We start from the raw sequence: 19,319 nt of genomic DNA, 5'->3' as shown, positions 1-19,319 counted from the left end.
TTGAAGGAATTGCCAATTGCTGATCGGTGAGTAAAACTATGGAAAATGATGCGGCAACACTCTACTGCCCTAATGAACTTTGTCAAGCTCCTAACCCAATAAGCCACAAGTTTTGCTTGCGATGCTCTACACCCCTACCCAAACGCTACCTCTGGGTTCAGGGAGATGGTCTCAGTTTTGCCGCTGGAGAAATCTTAGCCGATCGCTATTTAGTCATCGATAAATCTGTGGTGTTTGATACTCAACCAGGAATATCGCCACAAGCACCTGAATTAGATAATTTGTCAGATATCAGACCCTATCTCAGGTTAATTCCCTATCGCTTAAACATACCGCAGGTATATGGCATCATACCGCCAATAGATGAACGTTCCCCCAACGGCATCTTACTGTTAGAAAAACCACCCCTACTGACTGACGGCACAACTCAAGAAGTCAAACTGTGCCCAAATTTAATTACAGCCTGGGGTGATGCCACATCTATGCGCCAACTCAACTGGCTGTGGCAAATTGCGAATTTGTGGCAACCTCTGTTAAGTGAAGGAGTAGCATCTAGCTTACTTGACCCATATTTAATTAGGGTAGAAGGCTCCTTAGTCCGCTTGTTGGAATTACGTAATGATGACTCAACAGCGCCTAGCTTAATTCAATTAGGCGAATTTTGGCAGCAGTTACACAAGCAAGCAAAACCTGCGATCGCGGAATTAATTCATAAAATTAGTAGTTCTTTAATTAACGAAGAAATCAGATCGGCGGAACAATTAATAGCAGTCTTGGATAATGGATTGGCTCAACTAGGGCGATCGCAAAAGCCAACAATCAAAATTTTTACCAAAACTGATACTGGCCCCAGCCGCCAACGTAATGAAGATGCTTGTTATCCCCCGCCTGACACCTTAGTGAGTAAACCGCCACAGCCCACAGCCTTAGCAATTGTCTGCGATGGGATTGGGGGACATGAAGGTGGCAATGTGGCATCAAATTTAGCGATTGAAACGATTCAACAGCAGGTAAATCAACTAACTAAAGTACCTTCCGACCATATAGACCCAGCAATGCTGCTCACAGACCTAGAATCGGCTGTAGCAGTGGTGAATGATAAAATTAGCCAGAGGAACGATAGCGAGAATCGCCAAGGGCGGAAACGCATGGGCACCACTTTGGTAATGGCATTGCCCATAGCCCATGAAATGTACATTACCCACGTCGGTGATAGTCGCGCCTACTGGATTACACGCCAAGGCTGTTATCAAGTTACTTTAGATGATGATGTCGCCTCTCGCGAAGTCCGATTAGGCTACGCTGTGTATCGGGAAGCAATCGAACAGAGTGGTTCTGGTTCCTTGGTACAGGCTTTGGGGATGAGTCCCAGTACTTCATTACATCCCACTTCCCAGCGATTTATTTTGGATGAAGATGCAGTATTTCTCCTCACATCAGACGGCTTAAGTGATTTTGACCGCGTCGAAGATTACTGGGAAACAGAAATATTGCCGATACTGACAGGGCAAACCGATGTCGTAGAGGTGGCAGAGAAATTAGTAGAAATCGCGAATACGAAAAATGGACATGATAATGTCACTATTGCTTTGGTACATTATCAAGTCAACTATGTAGAACCACAGTCAAGCCTAACTCCCTTCATTCCCGAAAATGTCTCTACAAAAGCTGTTGAGCCTACTAGGACAGCACAGACAAAAGACTTAAGCAATCCTAATGCCAAAACGCAAGTAATTCCAGAAAATCCCCGCGCCAAAATTGCTCAACTCCCTCTACAGTGGATTGTGCCGTTAATCTTGGTTGTGGCTGCTGGTACCTTTGGCTACTTCTTGATGCGATTGCGATTACCCTTATCTACTCAGCCAGTTGCATCTAATCCTGATACCACTGTACAGCCAACTCCAGAACCAACAGCAGTAAGAAAAATTGAGAATCTGGCACAAGGTTGGGTAATTGAAACCAATCGTGAAATCATCAATAGTAAACAAAAGTTTCCTAAAGGGACTTATTTTCAAGTTATTGATCAAAAACCCATCCCTAATTCTGCTAATAAAGACTCTTTGGTGAATCTTCAAGAATGTCCTAATCCAGATACACCCACTCCCCCAAAAGACGCGGCTGCATCACAGCCACCAAAGAAAACCTTACGGATTGAACTCTCCAAACTCCAATCTAGCGGCATTGTCTTGCAACCAGGCGAAACTAATCCATGTGAGGACACAGCACCAGCAGCGCCAGTCAACCAACCGCCAGCAACTACGCCGCAAAAAGATGAGAATCCAACTTAGCCCCACACCCCATAAACTCAGAAAAACTGAAATAATACAGGTAAGGGCAGGGACTAGGGGCTAGGGGCTAGGGAATAGATACTAGGTATATAAGGGGAGAAGGAGAATAGGGAGAAATAACAAATACCCAATGCCTCACACCCTACAATCTTTACCTTGAGAAATTGTTATTAATAATTCGTTTTCACCTTTTAGTTTAATGAATTCATTGCCATGCCTGAACCTGGCGATCGCGCGTTTAACTAACACCGGCACTGATAACTTTGCCATTTGGGTTGTAAAGGCTCCTTATCCTAGTGGCTATGTTTTGCATGACTGTATCTGGCCGCCTGAACTCTCTCAAGTTTGGCAAGAATGGCAGGAGATGTTTGCCGGTCATACTCCCTTAGATATTTCCTCACGTTCAGCACTGCCACAGACAGCTCCATTACCATTAAATTTAATTTCATCCCCTTCCGGGCAAACGGCTGGCTACAGTAGCCGTCTGATGCAATATTTGGGGATTAGTTTGTGGCGCTGGTTATTTGATGGGCCAATTCTTGGCAGTTTAGAACGCAGCCGAGGTATGGCTATGGGATTGCATACACGCTTGCGCTTGCGCTTGGAAATTCGCGATCCAGATTTGATTGCCTTACCTTGGGAGATTATGCAACGCGAGCCTGGTCAATCGGCAATGTCTCTCTCTCAAGATATAGTATTTAGCCGGACAACCAGTGAAGTGGAATCGCTGCCTTATTTGCGAACAGATCAAGCTTTGAATATTCTCTTAGTTTTAGGAGAAGACCAGGATTTAGATTTGGAAAAAGAAGCAGAAATTTTAACCCAAACCCTCACTAAAGCGGGGCCATTAGGCAGCAATTCTCAAGGTTATGCGCCATGCATGGTACATACCCTGCTGCAACCCACCCCCCAAGAGTTGATTGAGGAGTTGGAAACAAAAGCTTACAATGTCTTTTTCTATGCCGGACATGGTTTCCCCGATCCAGATGGCGGGTTACTGTTGTTGCGACCGGGGATGCGGTTAAATGGCATAGAATTAGCCCAAGTATTAACCAGAAATGGTGTAAAGTTAGCAGTTTTTAATGCTTGTTGGGGCGCACAACCTGCATCTGCAAATAACCAAGCTATACCTTCTAGTAGTTTGGCAGAAGTATTGATTCGTCATGGCGTACCAGCAGTGTTAGGAATGCGCGATGAAATTGCCGATCAAGAAAGCTACAGTTTTATTCAAGCTTTTACCGAAGCATTGCGATCGCGCAAGCCAATTGATGAGGCTGTAGCAGAAGCTAGACAGGAATTATTAACAGTATATAAGTTTAATCAACCTGCCTGGACTTTACCAGTTCTCTATCAGCATCCAGATTTTTGTGGCGAACTAATTAAAAGCTTTGATGAGGGAATTACAGAGCTACCAGATACTACGATTCCGAGTATAATTGCCTCGGTACCTACAGCCTTTTTGCGATCGCTTTCACCAGGAGGTAAAACCTGGTTATTACGTTCTGGAGTCACTCGCATTGGTCGCATCAAAGACAATGATATTATCATCGCAGAACCTTCAGTTTCTAAACGCCACGCTGAAATTATCTGCCGTAATAGTTTGGCTGGTAGTACTCCACTAAGAAGTTATTACTTGCAAGATTTATCCACCTACGGCACTACTTGGGTTTTTAGTGCTAACGGTTGGCAACAAATCCTCCGTGAGGAAGTCCTCCTGACATCGGGAATGCAGTTAAAGTTTGGTAGTTCTAGAGGTGAAATATGGGAGTTTCTCATTGAAGAGTCTTAATCAGTGAATGTGCTGAGATATTCTCTGTGGCTTAACAAAAGCCTTATTAGTAATTAGCAATTTCTTCATAAAAATGACAAATTACAGATAACAAATGACAACTAGCATCGGTCTATTTGCAATTGCAATCTGTAACAGTCTAACAACATCCTGAAAAGATTTTTTTGACTCTAGACAAATTTCAATTTATTTTTGCGGAAACGCGATCGTGACAGTTGTAGCTGTCAATACCGCTAAATAAACAATCGGGAGCGTCACATGATTAACAACACTAACAATTCAAATACTTTCAATTCTTCACCATCTCAAGTGGAATTAGATTTTCTAGCAGCTTTACTAGAACCAGCAGATGCAACTTATCCCTGGAATCCTGCTGACCAAGAATCAGAAGCTTATTTTAACGAATTAGAACAACAGTTTCTCAGCGATGATTTATGGCAAGAAGATGAGCTTAACAAGCGATCGCAAGATTTTTCCAGTCAACTTGATAACCTTTGGTCTACACATAATGTAGATACAGCCTCCAAAAGCCATAATCTGAGACAGATTTTGATGGCTAGTCTGCAAGAAGCTTTTACAGTAGTACCCCAAGGGTGGCTGAATACCATTGCCCAAAATGCTGCTGAGATTTTTTCCTCCCAACAGTCAATTGGCGAACAACTAGTACAATGCGTCCAAGATATGTTACCAAGTTGGGGCGCTGATGATCTCTTAGTTTTAGCCCGTCCTTATGCTTATGCTATGCGTAGTGGCGAGCCTCAATGCCCAAAAGCCATGATTACTAAGCTGGGCAATCGTGAGTGGACAAGTTTATCGGAAGTCGAGCAAGCAAAGGTTAGTTTAGCGATTTCTTACTATGCCCTGAACGAATTAAATAGCTTTCAGTCAGAATCCTAAATTCAGTAGTCTTATATCCCAATAATTGGGAGCCAGTTCAGACGACTCTTAGCTTTGCCCGCACTCGACAACATTTGTATTGCGGGTCTTATAATTATTTGCTTATATTTTTTCAGCACACTTTACCCAAGATAATTAAAACTATAGGCTGATTACAAAAGCAGCGCTATCTACCGAAAGACAGAGAATATTAGTCAAGGGTCAAGAGTCAAAAGTCAAAAGTCAAAAGTCAAAAGTGATTTTTCATTTCTCCTCTGCTCCCTCTGCTCCTCTGCTTCCCTATTCCCCTGCACCTCTATTCCCGATTTTTCACTTAGGCCCCAGAAACCGGGTAGCAAAATTTTGCGATCGCGTTGGTGAAAGCGCTCGTGCTTTCAAAATTGCTGCCATCAAAAAGGCGTAAGATAACACCCCAACAATTACCAATAGCAAAGCATTAATCGAACCAGTAGCGTTCCACAAAGCATGGAGTGCCGCAGCGCTAACATAACCAATGGGCAGAATTTGCCAAATCAGACGCGGCTTCAGAACAGCCAAGCCAATAAAATATCCCAAATAGCCACTATAAGCCATGTGTCCGGCGACAGACCCTAAAATGCGCGGAATTAGTAGCTGTAACCCTACTAGTTGACCAGTTCCTACTCCCGCCTGTTGAGCCACATTTTGAGTAATCACAGGCACATATTGACCTAAAGTTTCTAACAGAGTAAAGCCCACAGCCGAAGCAGTACCTAAGAGAATCCCATCTAAAGGTTCCCAAATGCCGATGCGTTCTCGCCAAGGTGAGGGCAATAAAATACCGATAATTAATGCTGCTAATACAGGTATTGCTTTCAGCAATTCTTCCATTAAACCAGCACCAAAGAACATTCGCACCAGTAATTCGGTGAAGGTAATCGAATCTTGGGCTGAGGGTAAACTACCAGGCAAAATTCCCCGGAAGATAAAAATAAATAAGTCCAAAAAGGGACTCTTCAAAATCAGCGCTGTACCCAACGCCACTGATAAAAGTACCCACCAAGGTTTTTGTTTGCCGCAAAGTTGGTAAACAAAGTAATAGGCAGCAAATGCGATGTAACTTGCGACAATAACTTGGTTTGCTTGCGGCTGACCTACCGTAGCAAACATGAGTACCACAAAGACAACTGTTAAAATTCCCGGTACTAGGTAAGCTTTACGAGTTAAATCTTTACCCGTGGAAATAATGGGGAACAGTTGTGTAAAACTGACAGAATCTGACTTTGATTGACCAGAGAAGGCACCAGCTGAAGGTAGGGGTGCCGCCGGCCTGGTCATAATTGTAGCTTGGGAGATATGCTCATGCTCAAACACAAACTGTGGGCCATCCGTACCCAAAGCAATGCGATCGCCTGAGTGTAATTCCTGACAACCTTGTAAACGTTGTCCGTTTAAATACGTGCCATTAGCACTATTCAAATCACAAATTAGCCAGCTGAACTTGTTATCTGGAGATGAAGAGAGGGGACGAACCACAGCATGACGACGAGATACCATCCGGTACATCATGGCATCCAAGACAATTTGGCAGCTAGGGTCGCGTCCAATTATCATCTCTTTACTAGGGAGCAGCGAGTAGCGGGATTCTGACCTTAATGGTGCTCCATTACCAGACACTAGCCGCAGAAATGCATTATGTCTTGCGTATTTGCCTGTCATCGAGTTAGAGTGCGTGTCTCAACTAATTATTAAAATACTTTGGCATGAGAATTTCAGCTTAACCGCATTACAGCAATCTCATTCGGATTTTGCACAAAAATTGTCTGTTGTATCAGGATTTTAACTTTTAGAAGTCTCATATACTATTTTGGGACTGCTGTCACTGCGGCATGGCTAAATACACTATAGCTTTACTCACTGCTCATAAATCTGATAATTGGCTTTGTGAAAATTAAAATTATTTGAGCGGACGTTGGAAATCTGTGAATAATATATTCATTGCTACTGCCGTTGTAGTCGTATGCATTCAATTTACGTTGATTAATTAAATATTTAGTATTCTTTACCACATTAATTTAAATTTTAAGAATATCAAATTAGGTTCATATATAGCTTCTATAACTGCCTGTACCTTGCCCAAAATAGCAACTGCCTTTTCTGCCAGAAGTTTAGAGAAGGTTCGCTGCTTCAACACTTGGCCTCTACAGTGCTTGTAAGCTGCTAAAGCGCTAACTATATGGCTGATACAGGTAGACCATGCCAATTTTAGATGAAAAATCACTTTGGTTCATGCCCAGAAGCCTGAAACGTGAAAAGCACTGACTCCACCAAAACTTACTGCCCAGAACCCCAAGTTTTTCAAAAATTGGGGTTTTAAATCTCCGACTAGTCAATCTTTACTGAGGAATTAGCCCATAACAGGGGAAACCTTGCAACAGGTTATTCTCCTTCTCAATGAGAAGCTTCGCCAAGGCTGACGATGAAAAAATACATCCCCAGAAAATGACTGTCACAGCATAACTACCAAGTTGCTTCTAGGGAGAGGCTATAACCTGCTATGTGGACTCTGAATCACAAAAATCTAAAACTCAGCTTTCATCCTGGTGTGAAATCAAGAACCTTTACTGACAAATACAAAACCGCGTGTTTTACCTGAGGCTCTATCTTCGGTGTTCATCGCTTTCCATAAATCTGCTGTTTTCACCCAAACGGGCGGATATTTATAACGAGAAACATCCATAATTAAAAATCTATCTGTTTGTTGATTATATGCAGCTAAAGGAGAAATGTGACCGCCTTTTTCCTGTCCAATTTCTTTGCGTAAATAGTTAACTATCACAAAATTTCCTGATTGTTTTAAATTCTCTGCTGCCATCTTCCGAAAATTTTCTAAACTGCTATCAGCCGCATGGTAAACTTCTACTTTCACACCGTAACTTCCTAATAATCCTCCCAGTTGATCTAAAGTCATACCTTGGCGTGAGACTGCTTCAGGCGCAATCACAGCTTTAGTCTTTTCATTACTAAAGAAATTATCTTGAGTAAACACGCGAAAGGGTTTATATTGTGGCGCTTCTGGTGCTGGAATCCCCATACCATTCAACACCATGACAATACTTGCAACACCACAATAGGCTTGGTTATTTTGGGTAACAAACTGACTGCTAAGAGGAAAAAAATCTTCTCGTGATTGGCTTTCAATCAATAATTTTTTACCATCATCAGAGTTAAAATCAATTAAATTATTAGGGATAGCTAATGTTTGAGCTAATACGCTGCCTGCACTTAAACACAAACCAAGTGAGATTAAATTGAGAATTTTTGGTAAATTTGGATTGGCTAAAAATTTCATAATTTATCTTAAAGAAAATTACTAAGAGTAATCAAAAACAAAGTACTTTAGCAATGTGTTGCTATAACTCTTAATAAAACAGTTTACAATCAAACTTAGCCAAGAATATGATACTTTCCTTAAAAGAAATATCTTGATTTTAAAGAAAATTAGCAATTAATCCTTGATAAACATTGGTTTTTGCTAATGCAATCGCTTCAGAGTAATGTAAATCTTCTTAAGCTTTTCGTGCTTTACGGCTTACGCCTAACGCACGCTACATAGTACTCAGCTTTTTATTTATCGAAGCGATCGCCTAATATTTTAATTAGCTAGCAGGATGCTAACCGCAGTAGGATACAGTTTGCACTGAAACGATGCAGGCTGTCATGAAATACTGATACTGCGGATGACTTATCAATAAACGCAGATGAAACATCTTAAATCGCGTTCTCAAGATTTGCGGAGTTTGTTTGAGAACAACATCACTATTGAATATGTTGCAGAACCCCTCAAAGCCGTTTCGGCGGAAGCTGATGTCATCGAAGTTCTGCGTTGGATGCAAGCAAAGGATTTTGATGTTGTGGGTGTGGAGTCGGGAGACACTATCAGTGGTTATGTAGAACGCAGCAGCTTGATGAAAGCCAAAGCTGGTAATTGCAGTGACTATCAGCGAGTTTTTCATCCCAAAGAACTGATCGCGATTTCTACTCCACTGATGAAACTGCTACCTATTCTCCAACAAACTCCCCGACTATTTGTGCTTGACTGCAATCAAGTCACAGGGATTGTGACTTGTGGCGATTTACAAAAAGCACCCGCACGAATGCTGCTATTTGGCTTAGTAACGCTGCTAGAGATGAATTTGTTGCGTTTGGTGCGGCTTTACTATCCTCAAGATTCTTGGCAAAAAGTTCTCAAACCAGAACGCTTACAAGTAGCACAACGTCTCTGGCGAGAAAGCCAAGAGAGAAATGAAGCTACAGATTTGCTAGATTATCTGCAATTTTGTGATAAACGAGAGTTAGTTTTAAATCAACCAGAACTGCTTCAGCAACTTGAACTAAAATCAAAGCGTTCTGGAGAACGTTTTCTCAAATCCGCCGAACAGCTACGCAACCGATTAGCGCACGCGCAAAATTTAGTTAGCGGTTCCTCTTGGATAGAATTAATTTCCCTAGCTGAGGCGATGGAAAGACTATTAATTCGCTGTGAGGAAATCGAGTAATAATTTCTAATTCGTAATTCGTAATTAAAAATTATAATTAAATGCTTATGCATATAGGCTAATTGGTATTAAAGCTGCATTATTAAGGCAAGCAGGATGTCTCCGCCACAAGATTTGTTAATTGGAAGTGCAGATCAAAGCCGATAATAAATACTGGTTTCTTCCTTGACGCACTTAGCAGTTAGGTTTTTAATATGAACATTTGGCAAGCTGATTTTTACCGGAGTCCACAGCAAGATACAACAGGACAAGTGCTTTGGGAGTTGTTAATTTGTGATGCGAATCGCAGCTTTGAGTATGTCGCTAGCTGTCCCCAAAAAGAAGCAAATTCCAGTTGGCTGACTGCTCAACTTGAGCTAGTATCTGGTGAAAAATTGCCAGATACAATCCAAGTATTTCGCCCTCAGTCTTTAAGTTTAATTGAAGCGGCTGGGCGTAATTTGGGTATTAATGTTGAACCTACCCGCCGCACTTTAGCATTAAAGCAATGGTTAGAAGAAAAACAATATTCCATAGCTATAGATAAAGCACCACCTGCACCTTTACCAGAAAACCTTTGGGGAGAACAATGGCGCTTTGCAACGCTGAGTGCTGGTGATGTAGAAACTGCATTTAGCGATCGCCCAATTCCCATTCTCCATTTGCCAGAATTTCTCAAACCCCTGAATCTCGGCTTACCTTCCACAGCACCAGTTCCCGGTGTAGTGATTTACGGAGGAAGACAATCGATGCGTTTAGCAAGGTGGTTACATGAAGCACGTCCAGTATCTTTGAATTATATTACGGGTGCGCCAGATGGCTTGGTATTAGAAGCAGGTTTAGCAGATAGGTGGATTGTCGCTACCTTTGAAGATGCAGAAGTAGCGGCGGCGGCGAAGGTTTATCAACAGCGTCAACAGCTAAGTCAGAAACTACACTTTTTGTTAGTGCAACCAGATGATTCCGGGATGACTTACAGTGGCTTTTGGTTGTTGCAAGCAGAAGATTGATTGAATTAGTTATTACTCTTGAAATTGTAGATTTGGCGCTGAGGCTGTCAAGAGTCAAGAGTCCAAGTTTTAGCGTTGACTTTTATCCCTAAGTATTTGCTACAACAGCAAATTTGACATCGCCTTTGTAACTATGCAGCGTGCGTAGGTGTAGCCCGTCGTAGACATCGCTGTTAATGAATCAGTTAAAATTAAATCAATCATTCTCTTGCTCTCGGAAAATATTAATTATGAGATGGGAAGAAGTTTGTGAAAATAAAAATTTACAAAATTTACCTTTCAAAATTGAATTAAATAAATGGGGTCAAATTGTCATGAGTCCCGTAAAGATTAAACATTCTTTTTACCAGGGAAGAATTCAACGCTTATTAGAATCTTTACTGAGTACGGGAGAAGTCATGCCAGAATGCGCTATTAACACATCAGATGGAGTAAAAGTTGCTGATGTGGTTTGGTGTTCAGAGGAAAGATTTGCTCAAATTGAAGATGAAATCTCAGCATCAATTGCACCCGAAATATGTATAGAAGTTAAATCTAGCGGTAACAGTTTGGAAGAAATAGAGTTTAAACAGAAATTATATTTAGAAGCTAAAGCTATAGAAGTATGGTTATGTAATGAACAAGGAGAAATGAAATTTTATAATGAACAAGGTGAATTAGAACAATCTTTATTAGTTCCTGATTTTCCTAAGCAAATTAAACGGTAAGTTATTAATTGGATTATTATTGTACTAAATATTTAACGCTTTATAGATGTAGTAAATTAGCGCACAAAAGTCTTATTTATTGATAACAAAACCAAAAAAATAGTTACTCAACAAAAAAACAGAACAATAATTTTGGAGGGGGTTTGGGGGACGCAACCGTCACCCAATCGGGGGTTTGGGGGACGCAACCGTCACCCAATCGGGGGTTTGGGGGATTCTCCCCCAATTGATCTGGCTTTTTTAATAAGTGATAAATCAATCGCTAATGAGCTTAACCCAAGCGTATTGATTGCTAACTAGATTGTAAATGACAAAAGCGATGCATACTGCGGGCTACGCTAAGGCGTACTCACTCACAACAGAAATGCGATCGCTTTTATTAAATATGCTATTCCAGCTAACTAATTTAAAAACTTCTCCACGCACCTAATAAATATTTCCACACCCATTGGTAAGGCAGTTTCATCAAAATCAAAACGGGGATGATGATGAGGATAAGCTAAATCTTTATCAGGATTAGCAGAACCTAGAAAGAAATAGCAACCTGGAACTTCTTGCAAGAAAAATGACATATCTTCACCACCCATAGTTTGGCATTCTGGCACAATTCCCACAGGAGTTTCTATCACTTCTGCTGCTACAGATCGCACTAATTCTGCCATCCCAGCATCATTAATGACTGGGGGATAAAGGGAAATATATTCTAAGTCATAACTTGCACCATGACTTTGGCAGACTCCTGCAATAATTTGCTCAATCCGCTGGTGAAAATATCCTTGAAAAGCTGGGTTAAAATACCGAACTGTGCCTTTCATATTGGCTGTGTCAGCAATTACATTATGCGCTGTACCAGCATGAAGCGCACCTACAGTCACCACAGCGGAATCAATAGGATTGACGTTCCGCGCCACAATAGTTTGCAAGGCGTTGACAATTTGAGCAGCAACGACAATAGAATCTACTGTTTGATGCGGTATCGCCCCATGTCCACCTTTGCCTAAAATTGTACATTGGAATAATTCTACAGCCGCCATTAATGCCCCAGCCCGGACACCAACTGTCCCCAAGGGTAAGTTATTCCACAGATGTAATCCAATAATGGCATCGACATCAGGGTTTTTTAGTACCCCTGCTTCCACCATTGGTTTTGCACCCCCTGGCCCTTCTTCTGCCGGCTGAAAGATAATTTTGACAGTACCCGCAAAATCATCGCGATGCTGCTGAAGATAGTAAGCTGTACCAAGTGCGATCGCAGTATGTCCGTCATGTCCACAAGCGTGCATTACGCCATCATGTTGCGAACAATAAGGTACTTGATTGAGTTCTTGAATTGGCAAAGCATCCATATCAGCACGAATTGCCAAAACTTTACCACTGCTAAGTTTGTTACCTTTGATGATGGCAACAATACCAGTTTGGGCAATATTAGTTTGATGCTCAATTCCCCACTCTTGCAACTTATGAGAGATAAACTCGGATGTGAGTTTTTCTTGAAAACCTAACTCTGGCTTTTGATGTAGCCACCGTCGCCATTCTACTAGTTGAGTTTGTAATGCACGGATCGAAAGCCGAACATGAGATAAGTCAACAGCACCAGGATTGGGGAAGGTAGAAACCATGATACCTATTACGCTTTTAAATTACACAATCACTCATGAGGTTCGTTGATTGCTGACTGTTAACAGTCAGCAGTCAACCAATTTTAGATTGACGATTTGAGATTTGTTCCGCCCAAGGCTGTACTTGAACTAAAAACAATCCAAAATCCGTCTTGGAAAGTTTGCTCAACGGGGGGAACCCCTGCACGCAACTTTCCGCAAAATTTAAAATCTAAAATTCGGAGGGTCAACAATGCAAGTTAGAGTTACGACAGCTGATGAGTATTTTTCCAGTGTATCGTTATCAAAGATTTAGTGTTTCTAAATTTAAATTTGAGGCTACTTGAGCTAATTTATCTAAATCGGTGAGGTTCTCTAGATAAGGTAAGCAGCCTAAAACTGGGATATTGGTGAGTGATTGAATCATCTCTGGTGGCGTTAAGTCTGCTATTTCAGCATCAGAACGGGGTTGTACACAATTGAGCACAATTCCTTTGAGGTTGATTTTTGCTTGTCTAGCTAATGCGACATTAGCCACTGCTTGCGCGATCGCACCTAACCTGACTGGAACTACCAGAACTGTTGGTAAATGCCAGTCTCCAGCTAAATCTGCCACTGTCAATTCATCGGTAATTGGTGAGCCTAAACCCCCTAAAGATTCTACCAACACAAAATCCCGACGCGATCGCTCTTTAGAGAAAGCTTGCCAAACTACGGCTAAATCAACTTGGCGGTTTTCCTTAGCGGCGGCGATGGGAGGCGCTAAAGGTGCTTGAAAGTACAACGGTGTAATTTCTTCCGCCGTTTGCTTAAGGGAAAACAGCTTTTGATACCATTCGCGATCGCCTTCTCCCGATTGAATCGGCTTCATTAGTCCCCAATTGCGTTGGGGAAAATATTTTTGCAAATAAGCTGCTAATGCTGTTGTTAAAACTGTTTTACCCGCCTCAGTATCGGTTCCAGTAATTAGTAGTGCGTTGATATTTGACATTTCCCTTTTATTCTAATTTCCACCAAATTTTACCTAAATAAATTAGATGCAAAATCTTCTTTTCTCCTAATTACCCATTACCCATTACCCATTACCAATCACCCATTACCAATTACCAATTACCCATTACCAATTTTCTATTGATTACTTGGATTTGAAGTTCTATCGTTAGGTAAGTTATTTGGTTCTGCCGGAGAATTAGGACTTTCTGTAGGAGTTTCCGTAGGCGTTGGTATAGGGGTGATTATAGGTGTTTGTGTAGAAGTTTCCGTAGGCGTTGGTGTAGGAGTAATTATAGGTGTTTGTGTAGGAGTTTCTGTAGGCGTTGGCGTAGAAGTTATTATGGGTGTGGGTGTTTCTCTGACTACCCTTTCTAATGCCGCATTGAGACTATAATTACTTTCAGCCACACCAGGAACTAAATTTAATTGAATAGTATATCTCCCGCTTACAGGCAATATCCCATCATAAGATTGAACTTGATTAGCAGTATTATCAATTGGTTGTTTATTAGCATCTAACACTGATAAAACAATACCGGTTCCTTGAGCAATAGAAGTAGATAATTTTGCACCTTTACGTCCAAAAAAAGTATACTGAACTATTTGATTTTCCTCTAGAGTATCTTCTACTGTAGTTATATTATTTGTTCCTAAATTGAGGCGTTTGCTAATTACAGATGGCTCAGTATTCGTAGGCGTAGGTGTTAATGTCGTCCCACCGGAAACAACTGGTGAAGGGAAAGTTTGTACTGGTGCTTCTGGTTGTGTAGTCGAGCGACTGCGAATTGAACTAACTAAAGCCCAAGAACCGACTCCTGCTAAAATTACCACGGCACTGCCAATCGCCCCAATTGCTAAAGGATTATCTAAAACAGAGCTATGATTGCTGGGTGGAATGACAGGTGCAGGTCTGTTGGGAGAAGGGGGTGGTGCTGGCTGAGGTGGACGACCACCAACTGCGATCGTTTGCATATTAGAGACAGCATTGGTGTTGGTGACATTAGGAATAGCCACACTTGCTTGATCCACAGATTGTAATGCTTGAATAACATCAGCCGCATTTTGATAGCGATCACTAGGCCGATAATTCAACATCCGATTTAAAACTTGAGCAAATTGGGGATTTACTCTCGCCCATTGTTGCCAATTCCAAGTAAGTTGATTTTCATCAAATAATTCTGAGGGTTCTCTACCAGTCAACAAAACGATCGCAGTGACGGCAAGAGCATATAAATCACTATTAGGGTAAGCTTGTCCTGTTTGCATTTGCTCACTGGGAGAATAGCCTAATTTACCCACAGTGGTAACTGATGCGGTGCTATTGGGGGATTGCAATCGCGTTGCTAATTCTTTAACTACCCCAAAGTCAATTAACACTGGCTGACCATCACTATCACGTAAAATAATATTTTCTGGTGATATATCTCGGTGAATAATTCCCCGACTATGAATATGCGCTAATACAGGTAGCAAAGAGCGCAGCATCTGTAGAACTTCTTTTTCTGTTAATGTCTGACTAACAGCTTGACGTTCCGAAAGGATAGCCCGGTAAGTCTTGCCAGCAACATAATCTTCCACCAAAAACAAACGCTGGTCTTCTTCAAACCTCTCTCGGAATTTGGGTACCTGTGGATGCTCAATTTGATACAAAATTGCCGCTTCCCGGTGGAAAAGTTCTTGCGTTTTCTCCCAAACCGAAGTTCCGGTTGTGGTCGGAATCAATTCTTTAATAGCGCAAAGTTCATTAAAACGCCTCTGGTCTTCCGCTAGATATGTTCTGCCAAATCCCCCTTGTCCGAGAATTTGGATAATCCGATAACGGTTTTGCAGGACAGTACCAACTGTAATGGGTGGTTGCATAATAGATTAATTTAAATGTTATGGCAACTGAGAATAAAGTCTCTACTAAAAGATGAAGTCTAAGCAGTGACAACAATTACTAGCGGCGATATTCTACCCTACCTTATAAGTACTTATAACAACCGGACTGTGCTTTGTGCATTTTGGTCAAAACTTGCCCAGATGCAAAATGCTCTCCCAGTTGATTAGCATTTGAAAATAATTAGAGAATCAGTAATTGTTGTTAGCTGCGCTTTCTGGTAAGGTTAGAACTTGCCTATTATTGTGTGCGAAGTCAGCCTGAATCAGACTGACTCAACTTGATTTTGACACTTTGTTCTCAGTATCTAAGTGTTAAGCATATAGCCGCACCTAGAACTCAGCTTTGTCAACCCATAGATGAATCTGCTTTGTGGAAAATATTTGCAAAATTAAAATTTTAAAAATGGTCAAGTATACCAGTTGATAAATTTGCAGATAGGATTATAGAATATCTTGCTGCTCCTTAGAGAGTTGCTCTGCTTTCTACTAGAGAATACCCCGTTGTCATTTCACTGAAATGTAAAAACTTTATTATAGGCATCAAAATAGCTGCGTATAAGCAGCGATCCACCAAACCATGCTCGGAAAGCTGGTGTTTTTATTCTACACAGCAAAAAATCCGAACAAAGGGCCTAGTTAATATATAGGGTATTCAGTTAAGCTATCAATGGTTTGTTAACTAAAGTTAGTCAAAAATTAGCAAATCATAATTTTCAGGAGCAATGATTTAACTTTGCAGATATTTTTTTACACTATTTCGGTTAAATTTGCTAAATTGCTGATGTTAAGATTGCCATGAATGCACATCGAGGATCTGCTGTGCTCAGTTCTGCAACTTTATCCAAAGTGCAGCCAGTTGCAACAGGACTGAATGAAAATCATCGCCTGCGGCTTTTTTCTGGCTCTGCCAATTTACAACTGTCTAATGAAGTCGCTCGTTACCTAGGTATGGATCTAGGCCCAATGATCCGTAAAAGATTTGCGGACGGCGAACTTTATATTCAAATCCAAGAATCTATTCGGGGTTGTGATGTCTATCTCATCCAACCATGTTGTCAGCCAGTCAACGATCATTTAATGGAATTAATGATTATGATTGATGCCTGTCGTCGTGCTTCTGCAAGGCAGGTAACAGCAGTAATCCCTTACTACGGCTATGCCCGCGCTGACCGGAAAACAGCAGGAAGAGAGTCCATCACTGCAAAATTGGTTGCTAACCTGATCACACAAGCAGGTGCCAACCGTGTTCTGGCAATGGATTTACACTCAGCCCAAATTCAGGGATATTTTGACATACCATTCGATCATGTTTACGGTTCGCCAGTGTTATTAGATTACCTGGCCAGCAAACAACTGCATGATTTAGTAGTAGTTTCTCCTGATGTTGGTGGCGTAGCAAGAGCAAGAGCATTTGCCAAAAAGCTGAACGATGCTCCATTAGCGATTATTGATAAACGTCGCCAAGCTCATAATGTTGCCGAAGTTTTAAACGTCATCGGTGACGTGAAAGGGAAAACGGCAGTCTTGGTAGACGATATGATTGACACTGGGGGCACAATTGCAGCCGGGGCTAAGTTGCTGCGAGAAGAAGGGGCGCGTCAGGTATATGCCTGTGCAACTCATGCGGTGTTCTCTCCACCTGCGATTGAGCGGTTGTCTAGTGGCATATTTGAGGAAGTGATTGTCACCAATACTATCCCCATCCCAGAAAGCGATCGCTTTCCACAACTGGTAGTGCTTTCAGTGGCTAATGTACTCGGAGAAACCATCTGGCGGATTCACGAAGATAGTTCAGTAAGTAGTATGTTCCGCTAGGCGAAAAAGGACTGTCACCAACGTTACAGTTTTAGCTAATTAATTATTAAGAATGAAGAATGAAGCCTGAATTTTTTTCACTTCATCCTTCATTTTTTTTAAGATGCCAAATTTACCATCTCTAGCACTACTCTTGCTAATTCTTCAGCCATTGCCGTAGGCCCAGTATGCTTAAAAGTATCCACAAGGGTCTGATAATACCAGAGAGTACCTTCTTTACCGCCTTGAAAACGCTGCCAAAGAGATTCGCCTAAGACGCGGTAATCTTTGACAATAGACTGAGCGTTGTAGATTTTATCCGCAGCTGACACCAGCAAAACTGATGGCGATGCTGTCGGTAAGTGAGCAATATATGCTTCTTTGCGCTGTCGCCAAGGCGGTTTAGGAATAGTATCTGCATCAGTACAGCCATCGACAATTGCTGTCACATGATCTCCAAAACGGCGGCGAATTTCTTCCCTGGTAGCTGCACCACCTTGATCTTCTACAGCATCATGTAAAAGTGCTGCTATGGCTTCATCTTCATTTGCGCCATATTCTAAAGCAATACTGGCTACGCCTAATAAATGGGCAATATAGGAAACACCAGAACCTTTACGTACTTGTGTGGCGTGCAGTTCAGTGGCGTAGACAAGGGCGACGGTAAAGCGTTCGGAAAGCATTGTATTTTAAACAGTTTATATCAATCGCACTGTAGCTGAAAAATTAGGCGATCGCTTGCGCTAACATCTCTGACAAACACAGACAAGCTGCTGATGAGGTTACTACTATAAATTTGCGCTTTTACAAGCTTTATCCATCATTTCCTTTGCTAGGGGATGATAACCATTGTTATTTAAAAATGCTAAGGGTGATTCTTTGACTTGATAGCTAATTAACACTGCTTCTGTTTCATTAGCACGCAACATGATATTTTGCGGTTTCACATCCCGATGCAGTAAGCCGTGATTGTGAACCAGAGTTAGCGCTTCACCAATCTGTTGAATGTATCGTAATGCTTCCGCCTCTGGCAAAACACCTTGATTTTCAACTCTATAAGCTAAATTTTCGCCATCAATGTATTCCATGACAATGCACCATAAGCCATCCTCATGAATTACCTCATCAATTCGCGCAATATGGGAATGAGTGCATTTAGCGAGTTTTATCGCTTCATTGAGAAAATCTTGCTGAAACTTGCTAAAGTCAGGGCGGCGTTGCACTTGCTCATTCAAAGTTTTAATTACCACGTAGCGCCCATTATTATCTTTGGCACAATAAGTGATACCAAAGCCTCCCGCACCTAATTCTTGTTCAATCCTGTACTTTCCGCCCTGTAATTGCTTTCCTGATGCCCAAGTCATGATGCTCAAGTTAACAACGCTGGTGTCAATTGTGGCATACAGACACATCAATGTCTTTCAGTGGGGATTGTCTAGATTTTCATCTGCTAAGAGTGAGTATAAGTAACTAAATTCCAGAATTTTGCGAAAAATGCAGCTTCACGAGTGAGTAAATATTGAAAAGCCGAAATATAGAATCTAACTTGCTTAATTTTCTGGCTAGGCAGCGATCGCAAAAGTCGCCGCAATTGTGACGATTACGCTAGAATTGTTAAAGGTTCTTTACAGAATTTGTACTTCATCCTCAATTCTGTTAAAACAGCCTAGTACAGCAAGGCGCAACTAAAGCAACTATTCAAAACCCGCGAAAAGCCTATGCTATAAGCTTTTTGAATTTTGAACGCCAGTTGCTCAAACTTTGGAATCAAAGCAACGCACTGGCCCCTTTTGACTTTTGAATGCCAATTGCTGCAAGCAGTGGCTTCTTTTGATTTCCGCCCAGCGGTACTAGAATCCTCGCATC

14 protein-coding genes are annotated in these 19,319 nt (G+C 41.5%); 7 read left to right on the top strand and 7 right to left on the bottom strand.

Features of this window, described 5'->3' with window-relative positions; all coding sequences use genetic code 11:
- Positions 1-38 precede the first annotated feature (38 nt).
- The 3 genes from AACU25_RS04850 (at position 39) to AACU25_RS04840 (ending at position 4,974) form a co-directional block, all read left to right on the top strand.
- Positions 39-2,288: a PP2C family protein-serine/threonine phosphatase gene (locus AACU25_RS04850; RefSeq protein ID WP_096574151.1), complete on the top strand. Its 2,250-nt coding sequence runs from the start codon at positions 39-41 to the stop codon at positions 2,286-2,288.
- Between the two features lie 208 nt (positions 2,289-2,496).
- Positions 2,497-4,077, top strand: coding sequence for a CHAT domain-containing protein (locus AACU25_RS04845; RefSeq protein ID WP_096583501.1), 1,581 nt, complete (start codon positions 2,497-2,499; stop codon positions 4,075-4,077).
- A 258-nt stretch (positions 4,078-4,335) separates the two neighbouring features.
- Positions 4,336-4,974, top strand: coding sequence for a hypothetical protein (locus tag AACU25_RS04840; protein WP_096574150.1), 639 nt, complete (start codon positions 4,336-4,338; stop codon positions 4,972-4,974).
- A gap of 309 nt (positions 4,975-5,283) precedes the next feature.
- On the opposite strand, the gene AACU25_RS04835 is transcribed toward AACU25_RS04840, so the two are convergent.
- Both AACU25_RS04835 and AACU25_RS04830 read right to left on the bottom strand, forming a co-directional pair.
- Positions 5,284-6,651, bottom strand: coding sequence for a PrsW family glutamic-type intramembrane protease (locus AACU25_RS04835; RefSeq protein ID WP_096574149.1), 1,368 nt, complete (start codon positions 6,649-6,651; stop codon positions 5,284-5,286).
- A gap of 892 nt (positions 6,652-7,543) precedes the next feature.
- On the bottom strand, positions 7,544-8,284 hold the full coding sequence (locus tag AACU25_RS04830) for a phytochelatin synthase family protein (RefSeq protein WP_096574147.1): 741 nt from the start codon (positions 8,282-8,284) through the stop codon (positions 7,544-7,546).
- A 409-nt stretch (positions 8,285-8,693) separates the two neighbouring features.
- Here AACU25_RS04830 and AACU25_RS04825 point away from each other — a divergent pair, with 409 nt between their 5' ends.
- From AACU25_RS04825 to AACU25_RS04815, 3 genes are all read left to right on the top strand, one after another.
- Positions 8,694-9,491 (top strand): CBS domain-containing protein, encoded by a 798-nt coding sequence (locus AACU25_RS04825; RefSeq protein ID WP_096574146.1) that lies wholly within the window; start codon positions 8,694-8,696, stop codon positions 9,489-9,491.
- 194 nt (positions 9,492-9,685) lie between these two features.
- Complete coding sequence (locus tag AACU25_RS04820; protein WP_096574145.1) at positions 9,686-10,480, top strand: Tab2/Atab2 family RNA-binding protein; 795 nt, start codon at positions 9,686-9,688, stop codon at positions 10,478-10,480.
- 176 nt (positions 10,481-10,656) lie between these two features.
- The gene (locus tag AACU25_RS04815) at positions 10,657-11,187 is read left to right on the top strand and encodes a Uma2 family endonuclease (RefSeq protein ID WP_321206554.1); all 531 of its coding nucleotides are present in this window, start codon (positions 10,657-10,659) and stop codon (positions 11,185-11,187) included.
- 401 nt (positions 11,188-11,588) lie between these two features.
- Here the strand turns inward: AACU25_RS04815 and AACU25_RS04810 are convergent, their stop codons facing one another.
- The 3 genes from AACU25_RS04810 to AACU25_RS04800 all read right to left on the bottom strand — a co-directional run bounded on the left by AACU25_RS04810 (position 11,589) and on the right by AACU25_RS04800 (position 15,638).
- A complete protein-coding gene (locus tag AACU25_RS04810) occupies positions 11,589-12,806 on the bottom strand; it encodes a M20 family metallopeptidase (RefSeq protein ID WP_096574143.1) in 1,218 nt (405 codons plus the stop codon).
- Positions 12,807-13,089: 283 nt separating this feature from the next.
- Positions 13,090-13,767: a dethiobiotin synthase gene (gene bioD / locus AACU25_RS04805; protein ID WP_096583499.1), complete on the bottom strand. Its 678-nt coding sequence runs from the start codon at positions 13,765-13,767 to the stop codon at positions 13,090-13,092.
- Positions 13,768-13,913: 146 nt separating this feature from the next.
- A complete protein-coding gene (locus AACU25_RS04800) occupies positions 13,914-15,638 on the bottom strand; it encodes a serine/threonine-protein kinase (protein WP_096574142.1) in 1,725 nt (574 codons plus the stop codon).
- Between the two features lie 816 nt (positions 15,639-16,454).
- Between AACU25_RS04800 and AACU25_RS04795 the strand changes: the two genes are divergently transcribed.
- Entirely contained in the window at positions 16,455-17,474 is a 1,020-nt protein-coding gene (locus tag AACU25_RS04795) for a ribose-phosphate pyrophosphokinase (protein WP_096574141.1), read from the top strand.
- A 98-nt stretch (positions 17,475-17,572) separates the two neighbouring features.
- Here the strand turns inward: AACU25_RS04795 and AACU25_RS04790 are convergent, their stop codons facing one another.
- Entirely contained in the window at positions 17,573-18,136 is a 564-nt protein-coding gene (locus AACU25_RS04790) for an HD domain-containing protein (RefSeq protein ID WP_096574140.1), read from the bottom strand.
- 105 nt (positions 18,137-18,241) lie between these two features.
- Entirely contained in the window at positions 18,242-18,865 is a 624-nt protein-coding gene (locus AACU25_RS04785) for a serine/threonine protein kinase (protein WP_321206553.1), read from the bottom strand.
- Between the last annotated feature and the right edge of the window lie 454 nt (positions 18,866-19,319).

This window comes from Tolypothrix tenuis PCC 7101 (assembly GCF_963874875.1).
Taxonomy (GTDB): domain Bacteria; phylum Cyanobacteriota; class Cyanobacteriia; order Cyanobacteriales; family Nostocaceae; genus Aulosira; species Aulosira tenue.
The sequence above is the reverse complement of the archived record's forward strand: the minus strand, read 5'-3'. Positions and strand labels throughout refer to the sequence as shown.

Excerpts from the sequence above, each read along its gene's own strand:
- AACU25_RS04850 (WP_096574151.1), top strand. The coding sequence starts at position 39 with ATGGAAAATGATGCGGCAACACTCTACTGCCCTAATGAACTTTGTCAA.
- AACU25_RS04840 (WP_096574150.1), top strand. The coding sequence starts at position 4,336 with ATGATTAACAACACTAACAATTCAAATACTTTCAATTCTTCACCATCT.
- AACU25_RS04835 (WP_096574149.1), bottom strand. The coding sequence starts at position 6,651 with ATGACAGGCAAATACGCAAGACATAATGCATTTCTGCGGCTAGTGTCT.
- AACU25_RS04830 (WP_096574147.1), bottom strand. The coding sequence starts at position 8,284 with ATGAAATTTTTAGCCAATCCAAATTTACCAAAAATTCTCAATTTAATC.
- AACU25_RS04825 (WP_096574146.1), top strand. The coding sequence starts at position 8,694 with ATGAAACATCTTAAATCGCGTTCTCAAGATTTGCGGAGTTTGTTTGAG.
- AACU25_RS04820 (WP_096574145.1), top strand. The coding sequence starts at position 9,686 with ATGAACATTTGGCAAGCTGATTTTTACCGGAGTCCACAGCAAGATACA.
- AACU25_RS04815 (WP_321206554.1), top strand. The coding sequence starts at position 10,657 with ATGAATCAGTTAAAATTAAATCAATCATTCTCTTGCTCTCGGAAAATA.
- AACU25_RS04810 (WP_096574143.1), bottom strand. The coding sequence starts at position 12,806 with ATGGTTTCTACCTTCCCCAATCCTGGTGCTGTTGACTTATCTCATGTT.
- AACU25_RS04800 (WP_096574142.1), bottom strand. The coding sequence starts at position 15,638 with ATGCAACCACCCATTACAGTTGGTACTGTCCTGCAAAACCGTTATCGG.
- AACU25_RS04795 (WP_096574141.1), top strand. The coding sequence starts at position 16,455 with ATGAATGCACATCGAGGATCTGCTGTGCTCAGTTCTGCAACTTTATCC.
- AACU25_RS04790 (WP_096574140.1), bottom strand. The coding sequence starts at position 18,136 with ATGCTTTCCGAACGCTTTACCGTCGCCCTTGTCTACGCCACTGAACTG.
- AACU25_RS04785 (WP_321206553.1), bottom strand. The coding sequence starts at position 18,865 with ATGTGTCTGTATGCCACAATTGACACCAGCGTTGTTAACTTGAGCATC.